The sequence below is a fragment of the Rhodoferax sp. genome (assembly GCF_013297935.1).
In the GTDB taxonomy this organism is placed as follows: Bacteria; Pseudomonadota; Gammaproteobacteria; order Burkholderiales; family Burkholderiaceae_C; genus Allorhodoferax.
Genome location: NZ_JAAFIX010000002.1, coordinates 196267 through 208932, shown reverse-complemented (window position 1 = coordinate 208932; position 12666 = coordinate 196267). Strand labels below are relative to the sequence as shown.

Sequence of the window (12666 nt, the reverse complement as noted above, 5' to 3'; positions counted from 1 at the left end):
CAGGGGCTGCGGGTCATCCCACTATTTTGCCGTCGGCTCCGAGCATGCTTTGGGTCACTACCACGCTGGTGCGCTTGCGGGTGTCCGGGTTCAAGCGCAACCCTGCAAGCTCAATGGGCTGGCGTTTGCTGAAGGTCAGCATAGCGTTGCTGCGGTTGAGGTTGCCCTCCACGGTCTGGAGCATTTCGGCGCAATAACGGGCCGATACAAAGCCTGCGAGGCTTTGGGCGGTGGGGGGCTCGTCATACAGGCGCCCCACGACTTCACGGTACGCGCGCACCAGCGGCAGGTTGCTGTTGATAGGCGGAACGTTTTGCGTGGAAATAACCGGGCTGAACCGTGAAACGCCCAACTGCTGCAGCGCAAGAACATTGACGTCGGACATGGCAATCAAATAGCGCTGGGCCGCTTGTTTTTCGATGCCTTGCGCAAACTGGGCCAGTTCGGGGGTTCCGCCCAAAAAAATAAGGATGCGCGGGCTCTGGGCGTTCAGGGTGCCGGCCAGCTTGTCGAGCGAGGACGTGGGCGAGTAGGTGTGCAGCTTGAGCTGCAGCTCGGCCGCTGCGCGCTCCATGTCTTCACGGTACAGCGCCATCTCCAAGGGGCTGGCGTAGACGGCACCAACCTGTTGCACCCCCATGACGGCCAGTGATTTGATAGCGTAAGCAATTTGTTCCTGGCGGGTCGCAAAAATGCCGAAGGTGTTGTCGCTGCCATCTCCGGGGTTGTGCAGCCAGGGCGCAACATGCGGGAGTTCGGGCATTTCGCGCCGCAAAATGGCGGCCAACTGGCTGGCGGCTTTGTCGCCTACGGTGCCGACTGCCGCCAGACACTCCGGCATGCCTTTGAGACTGTCCACTGCCCCCCGCAAAGCCTTGGGGCTACCGTCGATCTCTATCACCACATGGCGTACCGGCTTGTTGCGCAGGCCGCCTCGCGCATTGAGGTCTTGCCATGCAGCACGCGACCCGACCAGGAAGTCTTTGGAAACATCAATTTGCGCGGCCGACACATCGACCACCTGCACCACGGTGTGTGAGCTGGAGCCTGGGCCCGGTTTGGGCGTTTGCGCGAAAGAGGGTGCAGCGCCGAAAGCCAAGCCGCCCCAGGCGAGCTGACGAAGGGCGATCCGACGGGTTTGAGGCAACGACGTGTAAGGCATGTATTTTTTTGTAATGCTATAAAAATAATAGCTGCTAGCGCAATATTTATATGCGCTAGCAGCCTATTTTGTAGTGAAGTGGCGTGCTTACTTCGCGGGTGCGGGCGGCATCAATACAGTGTCCACCACGTGGACAACGCCGTTGGTCGCGGCAATGTCCGCAGTGGTAACGGTGGCGGTCTCCACGATGACAAAAGTGCCTGCCGTTGCCAGAGCAAGGTTGGCGCCTTGCACGCTCTTGACATTGCTGTTTTTGATGTCGGCAGCCATTAGTTTTCCGGGGACAACGTGGTAGGTGAGCAGGGCCTTGAGCTTGTCAGGGTTCGCGGCTAGTTCTGTGAGTGTTTTGGCGGGCACGGTCTTGAATGCCTCGTTGCTGGGGGCGAATACCGTGAACGGACCTGCAGACTTCAAGGTATCGGTCAAACCTGCCTTGGCCACCAAGCTATTCAAGGTGCTGAGTTCCGGTGCGCGGGCCAAGGTGTCGGCCACATTGCTGGGTTGAGACACGGTGGCGCAACCACTCAAAGTGGCTACCAAGGCGGCAGCAAGCATCAGGGTACGGCGGGGGTAAGTGTTGGCGGACATGGTGAACTCCAGGGTGGAAAAGCCCCGAGCGTAAGAATCTTTTGTGACGGAAATGTGACGAATTTATGCAAAATGCTGCGACAGACCTTCTCGTTGGCGCTTTGTGACCGGCGTCACAAAGCTGTCATAAAAGGTTCTTAAAGTTCAATCTGTCTGAGTTTTCTAAACCCGCTTTTAAAGGCTTCCCATGACAATGACTTTCCACCGAATCGCTCTGGCAGTCGCTGCCGGCACACTGTTGACCGCCACTGGCTTTGCCTCGGCCCAAGAAATCACCGGCGCGGGCGCAACATTTCCCGCCCCGATTTATGCCAAATGGGCTTCGGACTACAACAAGGCCACCGGCGTTAAGGTGAACTACCAGTCCATCGGTTCTGGTGGTGGTATCAAGCAAATCGACTCCAAGACCGTCGATTTCGGCGCTTCTGACATGCCACAAACCGATGAAGTGCTGAAAAGCAAGGGTCAAATGCAGTTCCCCACCGTGATGGGTGGAGTGGTTCCGGTGATCAACGTCAAAGGAATTGAGCCTGGTCAAATGAAACTCACCGGTCAAGTTTTGGGCGACATTTTCTTGGGCAAGATCACTAAGTGGAACGATCCAGCGATCAAAGCGCTGAATCCCACACTTCCTTTGCCAGACGCTGCTATTGCCCAAGTGCGCCGTGCAGACGGTTCCGGCACTACTTTCATCTTCACTAACTACTTGAGCAAGGTCAATGCCGAGTGGAAGGCCAAAGTGGGTGAAGGCACGGCTGTGAACTGGCCTGTGGGTGCCGGTGGTAAGGGTAACGAAGGCGTGGCCGCGTTTGTGGGTCGCCTCCCCAACTCTATGGGTTACGTGGAGTACTCGTACGTGAAGCAAAACAAGCTGAACTACGCCATCATGCAAAACGCTGCCGGTAACTTCGTGAAGCCGGAAGATGACTCTTTCAAGGCTGCAGCAGCGGGTGCTGACTGGAATAAAACCTTCTATCACATCCTGACGAACCAGCCTGGTAAAGACGCTTGGCCAATCAGTGGCGCGACCTTCATCCTGATGCACGTGAAGCAGGACAAACCCGCCAGCGCGACTGAAGCCTTGAAGTTTTTCAACTGGGCCTACGCAAACGGAGACCAAGCTGCTACAGCATTGGACTATGTGCCGATGCCTGACTCTGTAGTTGCAGCCATCCAGAAATCCTGGGGCGAGATCAAGGACGGCGCTGGCAAGCCCATCGCGTTCAAGTAAGCCCTTGTTGAATCGATCTTGACGAAGGAAATCCCCATGTCATCTACACTCGTTCGTGGGGATTCCCCGAGTCAAACGATTGTTCAACCGCCTTCCCGTGCCATGACCACACCACCACCGATAAAGAGAGCCCGCTCAGGGCCTATGGCAGACCGCTTATTTGGCTACGCTGCCAAAGCATCTGCTCTGATTACCCTGATTTTGCTGGTTGCCATCCTCGCCACGCTCACCATGAGCGCTTGGCCGGCCATTAGTAAATACGGCCTGTCTTTCCTGACCAGTACCACGTGGGACCCGGTGCAGGAAGACTTCGGTGGCCTGGTCATGATTTACGGCACCTTGGCAACCTCGGTCATCGCGCTCTTGATCGCGGTGCCGGTCAGTTTCGGTATTGCCTTGTTCTTGACGGAGCTTTCACCCGCTTGGCTGAAGCGCCCCTTGGGCACGGCCATTGAGTTGTTGGCTGCTGTGCCATCCATCGTGTACGGCATGTGGGGTCTGCTGGTGTTTGGTCCGGTGCTTGCTACCTATGTGCAGCAGCCGATTCAAGCCATGACAGCAGACGTGCCCTTTCTGGGCGCATTTTTCTCCGGCCCGCCGGTGGGTATCGGCATTTTGTCGGCCGGCATTATCCTGGCCATTATGGTCATTCCGTTCATCGCGTCGGTCATGCGTGATGTGTTTGAAGTCACGCCTCCCATGCTCAAAGAGTCCGCTTATGGCTTGGGTGCAACGACCTGGGAGGTCGTCTCCAAGGTGGTGTTGCCTTACACCAAGACCGGGGTGATCGGCGGCATCATGCTGGGCCTTGGCCGCGCGATCGGTGAAACCATGGCGGTGACCTTTGTGATCGGTAACTTCAACCAGCTGGATTCACTCAGTCTGTTCCAGGCTGCAAACAGTATTACCTCGGCACTCGCCAACGAGTTTGCTGAAGCAGGCGAGGGACTGCACCAAGCCGCACTGATGTACCTCGGCCTGGTTCTCTTCTTCATCACCTTTGTGATTTTGTCCTTGTCTAAAGTTCTTTTGGCGCAGTTGCGCAAATCGGAAGGTGCCAAGTCATGAGTGCCACACTCGCTCAAACCCGCTCTTCACGTTTTGCCCAGCGCAAGCGCGTCAATGCGCTGGCTACTGGTCTGGCACTTGCGGCCATGGTTTTCGGATTGTTTTGGTTGTTTTGGATTCTGTGGGAAACCGTCCGCCTGGGCCTCGGTGGTCTGACTATTGCCACCCTGACCCAGATGACGCCTCCGCCCAACGAGGCCGGCGGCTTGGCGAACGCCATCTACGGTTCGTTCTTGATGGTGTTTTTGGCGACCTGCCTCGGAACACCCATCGGCGTGATGGCCGGTATTTATCTGGTGGAATTCGACAGCAAGAGCTGGCTCGCTGCCACCGTGCGGTTTGTGAATGACATTTTGTTGTCCGCACCTTCCATCGTGGTGGGCTTGTTTGTCTACGCGGTGGTGGTGTCGCGCTTCAAATCGTTCTCGGGCTACGCTGGCATTCTGGCCTTGTCGCTGATCGTGATTCCGGTGGTGATTCGCACTACCGAGAACATGCTGGCGCTGGTACCTGCCGGACTGCGCGAGGCCGCTTATGCCCTGGGTGCACCGAAGTGGAAAGTGATTCTGAGCATCACGCTGAAAGCAGCCCGTGCAGGTGTGATTACCGGTGTGCTGCTGGCCGTGGCGCGGATTGCCGGTGAAACTGCACCTCTGTTGTTTACAGCCTTGAGCAACCAGTTCTGGACATCTTCGCTCAGCGAACCTATGGCCAGCTTGCCGGTCACGATTTTTAAATATGCCATGAGCCCGTATGAGAACTGGCAACAGCTCGCCTGGGCAGGGGTCTTCCTGATCACCCTGACAGTGCTCGGACTGAACATTCTGGCGCGGGTGTTGACCCGTTCCAAGGCCTGATGCGCGCAGCGCACTGACGTTTTAAGGATTACTTGTATGTTGAACACACCTAGCGCCCCGACCAAGTCCAAAATTTCGGTCAAGGACCTCAATTTCTACTACGGAAAGTTCCATGCCCTCAAGGGCATCAACATGGAAATTCCCGAGAAGCGGGTCACCGCCTTCATCGGCCCGTCAGGCTGCGGCAAGTCCACCTTGTTGCGCATCTTCAACCGTATGTTTGAGCTGTACCCTGAGCAGCGCGCTGAAGGTCAAATCCTGCTGGATGGCGAAAACCTGTTGACCAGCAAGGAAGACGTGGCCCTGCTGCGCGCCAAGGTGGGCATGGTGTTTCAGAAGCCGACACCGTTCCCCATGTCGATTTACGACAACATCGCGTTCGGTGTGAAACTGTTCGAGAAACTCAGCGCCACCGATATGGAAGAGCGCGTGGAGTGGGCCTTGCGCAAGTCTGCGCTGTGGACCGAAGTCAAAGACAAGCTGCACCAAAGCGGCTCCAGCCTCTCGGGTGGTCAGCAGCAGCGCTTGTGCATTGCCCGTGGCATTGCAATCAAGCCTGAAGTGCTGTTGTTGGATGAGCCTTGCTCGGCGCTCGATCCTATCTCTACGGCCAAAGTGGAAGAGCTGATCGTTGAGCTGAAGAACGACTACACCGTGCTGATCGTGACCCACAACATGCAACAAGCTGCTCGTTGCAGTGACCACACGGCCTACATGTACCTGGGCGATCTGGTGGAGTTCGGACCGACAGAGCAGATGTTCTTTAAGCCGACGCGCAAAGAAACAGAAGACTACATCACCGGCCGTTTCGGCTAAGCAAGGAGAGGACGATATGCCCGATAAACATCTTTCTACGCAGTTCGATAGCGAGCTGACCTCTGTTTCCTCCCAAGTGATGGAGCTTGGCGGTTTGGTGGAATCCCAGATTCGCCAGGCAATTTACGCTTTGTCCCAGTTCAGCGTGGAAGTCGCCAACGAGGTGACAGCACGTGAGGCGCGTGTCAATGCGATGGAGTTGGAAATTGACCGTGACTTGTCCAGCATCATCGCGCGCCGCCAGCCGACTGCCCGTGACCTGCGCTTGTTGATCGCGATCTCTAAAACCACGGCCAACCTGGAACGTGTCGGGGACGAGGCGGAAAAAATCGCGCGCATGGTTCGTTCCATCATTCACAGTGGAGCACCACGTTCGTTGCCTTCTTTAGAGTTGCGGGTGGCTGCTGACTTGGCTTCCGGCCTGTTGAACAAGGCGCTGGATGCATTTGCCCGCCTGGATGTGAATGCAGCTGTGTCCATCCTCAAAGAAGACGACCTGATCGACGCGGAGTTTGATGGTTTTGTGCGCAAGCTGGTGACTTACATGATGGAAGACCCGCGCATGATTTCGCCGAGCTTGGACTTGTTGTTCCTTGCCAAAGCCATTGAGCGCATCGGCGACCACTCTAAGAACATTGCCGAGTTCATCATCTATGTCGTGAAGGGCGAGGATGTCCGCCACTCCACCATGGAAAAAATTGAGTCGGTTGTGAAATGAAAAACATGCCCGCAGTGCTGGTGGTCGAAGATGAGTCGGCCATCGCTGAACTGATCGCCGTCAATTTGCGGCACAACGGGTTCCGACCTCGCTGGGCTATGGACAGCGATTCGGCGCAGCGCGAGATCGATGATGGCGTGCCTGACTTGATCTTGCTGGATTGGATGCTGCCCGGTGAGAGCGGCCTGACGCTGGCCAAACGCTGGCGTGCAGATCCACGGACCAAAGAGGTCCCGATCATCATGCTCACAGCCCGGGGTGACGAGGCAGATCGTGTTGCCGGCCTGGATGCAGGGGCTGATGATTACATCGCCAAACCCTTCTCGACCAAAGAGTTGCTTGCCCGGGTGCGTGCGGTGCTGCGTCGCCGTGCCCCCGAGAGTGCAGGGGAAGCCTTTACCATTGCAGGTCTGACGCTGGACTCGTCAACCCACCGGGTGTCGTTCGAAGGTGCGGCTCTCAAGCTGGGGCCCACAGAGTTCAAGCTACTCCATTATCTGATGGGACATGCAGAGCGGGTCCACAGCCGCGCACAGTTGCTGGACAACGTGTGGGGAGACCACGTGTACATCGAAGAGCGCACAGTTGACGTTCACGTCAAACGCCTGCGGGAGGCCTTGTCCAACGCTGGTGCCATGGTAGAGACCGTGCGGGGTGCCGGCTACCGGCTGACCGCCAAGCCCGCGGTCCCGATCATGTCGATACAAGCTTCGACGGATCGTGCCAGCGTCTGAGGCATTACAGTTCCTGCATGTTTCTTCGTTTTGCTTTTTTCCTGCTGCTGCAGGGCTTGGGTGCGGTTGCCGGTTATTTCGCAGTGAGCCGGTTTGCACCCGTGTGGGGAGCCCTGGTGGGCATGTTTGCCGGAGGTTTGGTGTGGATGCTGCTGGATTCTGTCCGTGGCTTCCGCCTGATGCGTTGGCTGCAAGCGGGCGAGTCGACCGAGCTGCAGTTGGGTTTCGGCTTTTGGGGTGAGGTGGCGGACCGTACCCGCAGGCAAATGCGCTCCCGTGAACGCCGCGTGGCGGAGGGCGATACCAAGCTTCAAGACTTTCTGGCAGCGCTCCAAGCCTCACCGAACGGCGTTGTCTTATTGGATGCGACAGGGCGTATTGAGTGGTTCAACCAGATGGCGGGTCAGCATTTCGGCTTTGATGCGCGCCGTGACATGCTTCAGCATTTCGGCAATCTGGTGCGGGACCCCGGCTTTGCCAGCTATTACGCAGGCCAGGAGTTCAGCCATGGCTTGGTGATGCCGGGCCGGGAAAATACCGGCTCCAAACCGGTTCAGCTTTCAGTTCACTTGCACCCTTACGGGGAAGGTAGGAATCTTCTGCTTTCCCGGGATATCACGGCACTGGAGCAGGCCGAAGCCATGCGGCGTGATTTTGTGGCCAACGTATCGCACGAAATCCGTACACCGTTGACCGTGCTTGCGGGCTTTGTCGAGACTCTGCAGACCTTGCCACTGGGCGAGGACGAGCGGAAGAACTACCTGGCTCTGATGTCTCAGCAAGCGACCCGCATGCAGAGTTTGGTGAACGACTTGCTCACGCTCTCCCGCTTGGAGGGAAGCCCGGCACCTTCGGGGGCTGATCTGGTCGATATGGTGCAGCTTTTGCAGCAATGCAAGCAGGAGGCACACAACCTGTCGGTGCTGCTGTGGGGGCGTAGCCAAGCCATTGAATTTGTGGTGGCAGATGCGGTCGCGGTGACCGGTTCTGCCACGGAGTTGCACAGCGCAGTCTTCAACTTGATTGGTAATGCGATCCGTTACACACCGGCTGACAAGTCCATCATCATTGATTGGCGTAAGACCGGGGATGGTGAGGCTGAGCTGTCCGTGCACGATACCGGTCCGGGGATTGCCCCGGAACATCTGCCGCGCTTGACGGAACGTTTTTATCGCGTGGACCGCAGCCGCTCAAGAGATACCGGTGGCACAGGGCTGGGCTTGGCCATCGTGAAACACGTGGCCCAGCGGCATGGTGCGGAGCTTTTGATTGAGAGTGTGCCGGGGCGTGGTTCTGTCTTCAGATTGCGCTTCAAAGCAGCCCGCCTTCGTTTGCAATAGGTGTGCCGATTTGCTTGCCCTGCTCACATCGGGGCCAAGTTTTCAGGGTCCGTGCCGTTTCAAAATCCAAAACATTTCTGAACCTGCCACAGGATGCTGCACCAGTGTGTGAGCACCCCAGGTGGCGCGATCTACCCCTGCCGGAATCTCAGAGTTTCGCGCAGGTTCGGTCAACATCCACGGGCAGTTCTTGCGGGTATTCAGTGGCTGGAGGTCGAGGCCTCCGTACCAGCTCAGCGCAGCGGTTTGGGCCAGGTCGAGGTTCAAGACAATGGCGCAGTCTTGCGGGGAAACCGTTGAACGGGTTTGCTTGACCATGGTTTTCGCGCTCTGGGCGTAATCAAGCAAAGGCATCCACAGCGTCATTAAAAGCAGCCAGCAAAGCGATGCGCCACTGGCGGGCAGTACCAGACTTTTCCAAATGGCTGCACGGTGCCGGCCGGCGCGCCAGCGCACCAGCCATGCCCAAGCGAGCGTAGCCATGACTGCGAAGGCAAAAGGAATGAGCTGAAACTCAGCTTCAAAACCGGGTGCAAGCCTGGCCACATTGGCCGCAGGTTGCGGTGGCGTGCCGGTTTGCATGGCAATCCAGACAACCCAAATCACGACACCGCATCCGGTAAAGAACAAGAGCGTAAACCAGTCGATCAGCGCCGCCACTTGTCGGCGCAGGGTGGGTAAGGCAAAGGCTGCCATTGCAGCAAATGCAGGCAGGGCCAGGAGCAGAGTCCGGTCGGGCGCGCCGGACAGCAGCATCGTCCCTACGCTGGTCACTATGAGCCATGCGGGGAGCGACAGATGCCTGCTGATGTTCAAGTTGAAGAGTTGCTTGCGCCAACGCCATGCACTGTAGAGGGCCAGCGGCCACGCGGGCCAAGTGAACCAGAGCAACAATTGAATGTGGCCATTCCAGTAGTCCCATGTCAGCGTAGGCCACTCGATTTTCCAGACCCACAGGCCCAAGTTCCGGCAGATCCAGGCAATCGCCACGGACATTGCTACCAGAAGTGCTGCATCCAGCGCACGGTGTTGCGGGGGATTACCTTCGTCGTCCATCGCTTTGCTGTCGATGCTGTGGATCAAAGCCCCGCCCAGTCCCCATAGCAATGAAAGTGCCGGAGCACCACTGAGACTCATGCCCGACATACCTACTGCGGCGCACACCAAAGGCCCGGTGCGGTGGTAGGGCAGTGCACTGAGTGCGTAAAACAAGAGCGCGCCGAACCCCAACTGAGCCAGAGCAGGCGTGGTTTCGTGGGCGAGTTGCGCTAACCCCAGGGAGGCAAGGAACGCGAGCAAACCTCCATCCGCCATGGCACGAGCGTAGTCAGTCGGTCGGGCTTCACCCCCGAAAGCAAAGGCCACGGGCTGAGCCGAGGGGGTACGCGCCAGGTAATAGCTGCCGTACCACGTGCTGACAAAGGCCAAGGTCAGTAGCAGAATGAAAGGAATGCGCACCCAAAAGTCAGCGGCCCATCCGCTGGGTGCCAGTTGCAACGCCCAGGCGCCAAGCCAATAGGGCAGCAGTGCCGGAAAGTCCGGGGATGCTCCCAGCAAGGTGGGGTTCCACCAAGATGCTTCTCCCCGGCTCAATGCCGCCATAAAGCCCAGAGCACTGAGGTCAGCGCTCCGCCACGCGTCCCTGCCGACGAAGCCCGCAGCGATGAATGCGAGGCAAAGCAACAACAAGGCGGGGCGCGGCAAGCGCCTCACGGAGGCTTGCGCGACGATGGCGGGATTCGGATGGTTCACGCGGATGTAGAGTGTGGAAAAACAGAAATCAAAAAAAAAGCAGCCCGGATGTCCGTGCTGCTTTTATACCAACCCAGGCCGGGGCCTGACTTAAATTTACTTCGCTGCGGTCTTGCCGAAACGGTTGCGGAATTTTTCCACGCGTCCGCCCATGTTGTCCACCGACTTTTGGGTACCGGTGTAGAAGGGGTGGGATTCGCTGGTGGTATCCAACTTGAAGTGGGGCAACTGACGGCCGTCTTCCATGGTGATCATTTCCTTGGTGTTAGCGCAAGAACGTGTCACGAATTTGAAGCCGTTAGACATGTCCTGGAAGCACACGTCGCGGTAGTTGGGGTGAATGCCTTCTTTCATACTCTTCTCCATCAGATGCGCTAGCCGCGCCGGCCCTTGCGCAAACCCTGCGCAATATAAAAGCTCGACGTACTTGTCGCGAAAACCCTAAATTATAGCCTATCGATTTCAGCCGCCCCGACGCATCATGTCGAAGAACTCGCTGTTGTTCTTGGTGGCGCGCATTTGCTTCAGCACCATCTCCATGGATTCGATTTCATCCATGTTGTAGAGGAACTGGCGCAAGATGCGTGTTTTTTGCAAAATTTCCGGTTGCAGCAACAGTTCTTCGCGGCGGGTCCCACTGCGATTGAGTTGGATGGACGGAAAAATGCGCTTCTCATAGAGACGGCGATCCAGATGCACTTCGCTGTTGCCGGTGCCTTTGAATTCTTCAAAAATCACTTCGTCCATACGGCTGCCGGTATCGACCAGCGCGGTGGCGATGATGGTCAGCGAGCCGCCTTCTTCCACATTGCGAGCGGCACCCAAAAAGCGCTTGGGCCGTTGCAAAGCATTCGCATCCACACCACCGGTCAGCACTTTGCCGGAGGAGGGCACCACGTTGTTGTAAGCGCGTGCGAGTCGGGTGATGGAGTCCAACAGAATGACCACATCTTTTTTCAGCTCTACCAGGCGCTTTGCGCGCTCGATCACCATTTCGGCGACGTGCACGTGGCGGGCTGCGGGCTCGTCAAAGGTGGAGGCAATGACTTCACCCTTGACCGTGCGCTGCATTTCGGTCACTTCCTCAGGGCGCTCATCGACCAGCAGAACCATCATATGGCTATCGGGGTAGTTGGCCGAAATGGCGTGCGCGATGTGCTGCATCATCACGGTCTTGCCGCTCTTGGGCGGGGCCACCAGCAAGGCGCGCTGGCCTTTGCCGATAGGTGCAATGATGTCGATCACGCGACCAGTGATGTTTTCGTCGGTCTTGAGGCCGTCCTGCTCCAAGCGCATTTGCACTTTGGGGAACAGGGGAGTCAAGTTCTCGAACATGACCTTGTGTTTGTTGCCTTCTGGAGGGCCGCCGTTGACTTTGTCGAGCTTGTTCAGCGCAAAGTAGCGTTCGCCGTCTTTGGGGGTGCGGACCTCGCCTTCGATCATGTCGCCGGTGTGCAGGTTGAATCTGCGGACCTGGCTCGGGCTGATGTAGATGTCGTCGGTGCTGGCGGTGTAGCTGGTGTCAGGGCTGCGCAAAAAGCCGAAACCGTCGGGCAGAATTTCCAGAACGCCGTCCGCAATGATTTGCTCGCCGGCGCGGGCACGCTTTTTGATGATCGCGAACATCAACTCCTGCTTGCGCATGCGGCCCGTGTTTTCGATCTCAAGTTCTTCAGCTTGCTTGAGCACTTCAGACACGTGCAGTGCTTTAAGTTCGTTTAAATGCATGGAGTGGGTCCCGTCAGGGCGTTAACCGGAAATCGGCAAAAAACCAGAGTGGTCTAAAAATTCAGGGGAGTGGGGGGTGAGGCAAGACCGTGAACTTGGCCTCGGTGTCCTGAGCCTGATCTGGCTGACCGCCTTCAATTCGGCGGGTGAACACGATGATTATGACAGGAAATCGCGACCGCACTGCGGCGGTACGGTCGCGGGGGAGTCTGCTGATCAGGCCAGTTGCTGGTCGATGAAGGCAATGAGCTGTGCTTTGCTCAGAGCGCCAACCTTGGTGGCTGCCAGATTACCGTCTTTGAACAACATCAGGGTAGGGATGCCGCGGATGCCGAATTTGGCGGGAATGTCGCGGTTTTCGTCGACGTTCATCTTGGCGATCTGCAACTTGCCTTCGTAGGCGGCAGACACTTCGTCAAGGATCGGGGCAATCATTTTGCAAGGACCGCACCATTCAGCCCAGTAGTCCACCAGAATGGGTTGTGCCGATTGCAGAACGTCGGCTTCGAAAGTGGCGTCGGTGACGTGTTTGATGAGTTCGCTGGCCATGGAGATTCCTTTGGAAGAGTGCTAATGCAGCTAAAGTTGCGGCATTGTGACAGAAACCAAGCCCCCCCATGATGCCCCGCCGGCTATCGAATCCATAGCCAAAAACGATGCAGCCCGTGGGCT

13 protein-coding genes are annotated in these 12666 nt (G+C 57.3%); 7 read left to right on the top strand and 6 right to left on the bottom strand.

Annotated features, from left to right (window positions below; genetic code table 11):
* Nucleotides 1-13: 13 nt before the first annotated feature.
* Nucleotides 14-1162 carry an ABC transporter substrate-binding protein gene (locus tag QZW03_RS04220; RefSeq protein WP_296508612.1) on the bottom strand — a complete coding sequence of 383 codons (1149 nt, stop codon included), beginning with the start codon at nucleotides 1160-1162 and terminating at the stop codon, nucleotides 14-16.
* Between the two features lie 87 nt (nucleotides 1163-1249).
* Nucleotides 1250-1750, bottom strand: coding sequence for a fasciclin domain-containing protein (locus QZW03_RS04215; RefSeq protein WP_296508611.1), 501 nt, complete (start codon nucleotides 1748-1750; stop codon nucleotides 1250-1252).
* A 187-nt stretch (nucleotides 1751-1937) separates the two neighbouring features.
* Here QZW03_RS04215 and pstS point away from each other — a divergent pair, with 187 nt between their 5' ends.
* The 7 genes from pstS to phoR all read left to right on the top strand — a co-directional run bounded on the left by pstS (nucleotide 1938) and on the right by phoR (nucleotide 8514).
* On the top strand, nucleotides 1938-2981 hold the full coding sequence (pstS, locus tag QZW03_RS04210; protein WP_296508609.1) for a phosphate ABC transporter substrate-binding protein PstS: 1044 nt from the start codon (nucleotides 1938-1940) through the stop codon (nucleotides 2979-2981).
* A gap of 102 nt (nucleotides 2982-3083) precedes the next feature.
* Nucleotides 3084-4049, top strand: a complete 966-nt coding sequence (pstC, locus tag QZW03_RS04205) for a phosphate ABC transporter permease subunit PstC (protein WP_296508970.1) — start codon at nucleotides 3084-3086, stop codon at nucleotides 4047-4049.
* Nucleotides 4046-4906, top strand: a complete 861-nt coding sequence (gene pstA, locus QZW03_RS04200) for a phosphate ABC transporter permease PstA (protein ID WP_296508608.1) — start codon at nucleotides 4046-4048, stop codon at nucleotides 4904-4906. The genes pstC and pstA overlap by 4 nt, the downstream gene beginning before the upstream one ends.
* Nucleotides 4907-4942: 36 nt before the next feature.
* Nucleotides 4943-5722 carry a phosphate ABC transporter ATP-binding protein PstB gene (pstB, locus tag QZW03_RS04195; protein ID WP_296508607.1) on the top strand — a complete coding sequence of 260 codons (780 nt, stop codon included), beginning with the start codon at nucleotides 4943-4945 and terminating at the stop codon, nucleotides 5720-5722.
* Between the two features lie 16 nt (nucleotides 5723-5738).
* A complete protein-coding gene (gene phoU, locus QZW03_RS04190) occupies nucleotides 5739-6440 on the top strand; it encodes a phosphate signaling complex protein PhoU (RefSeq protein WP_296508605.1) in 702 nt (233 codons plus the stop codon).
* On the top strand, nucleotides 6437-7174 hold the full coding sequence (phoB, locus tag QZW03_RS04185) for a phosphate regulon transcriptional regulator PhoB (RefSeq protein WP_296508604.1): 738 nt from the start codon (nucleotides 6437-6439) through the stop codon (nucleotides 7172-7174). The genes phoU and phoB overlap by 4 nt, the downstream gene beginning before the upstream one ends.
* Nucleotides 7175-7191: 17 nt before the next feature.
* Nucleotides 7192-8514 carry a phosphate regulon sensor histidine kinase PhoR gene (gene phoR / locus QZW03_RS04180; protein WP_296508603.1) on the top strand — a complete coding sequence of 441 codons (1323 nt, stop codon included), beginning with the start codon at nucleotides 7192-7194 and terminating at the stop codon, nucleotides 8512-8514.
* Between the two features lie 42 nt (nucleotides 8515-8556).
* Here the strand turns inward: phoR and QZW03_RS04175 are convergent, their stop codons facing one another.
* From QZW03_RS04175 to trxA, 4 genes are all read right to left on the bottom strand, one after another.
* Entirely contained in the window at nucleotides 8557-10266 is a 1710-nt protein-coding gene (locus tag QZW03_RS04175; RefSeq protein WP_296508602.1) for a hypothetical protein, read from the bottom strand.
* A 96-nt stretch (nucleotides 10267-10362) separates the two neighbouring features.
* Nucleotides 10363-10620 carry a type B 50S ribosomal protein L31 gene (locus QZW03_RS04170; RefSeq protein WP_296508600.1) on the bottom strand — a complete coding sequence of 86 codons (258 nt, stop codon included), beginning with the start codon at nucleotides 10618-10620 and terminating at the stop codon, nucleotides 10363-10365.
* A 108-nt stretch (nucleotides 10621-10728) separates the two neighbouring features.
* Complete coding sequence (rho, locus tag QZW03_RS04165; protein WP_087497082.1) at nucleotides 10729-11994, bottom strand: transcription termination factor Rho; 1266 nt, start codon at nucleotides 11992-11994, stop codon at nucleotides 10729-10731.
* A 216-nt stretch (nucleotides 11995-12210) separates the two neighbouring features.
* The gene (gene trxA, locus QZW03_RS04160; protein ID WP_296508599.1) at nucleotides 12211-12543 is read right to left on the bottom strand and encodes a thioredoxin TrxA; all 333 of its coding nucleotides are present in this window, start codon (nucleotides 12541-12543) and stop codon (nucleotides 12211-12213) included.
* Nucleotides 12544-12666: the final 123 nt, after the last annotated feature.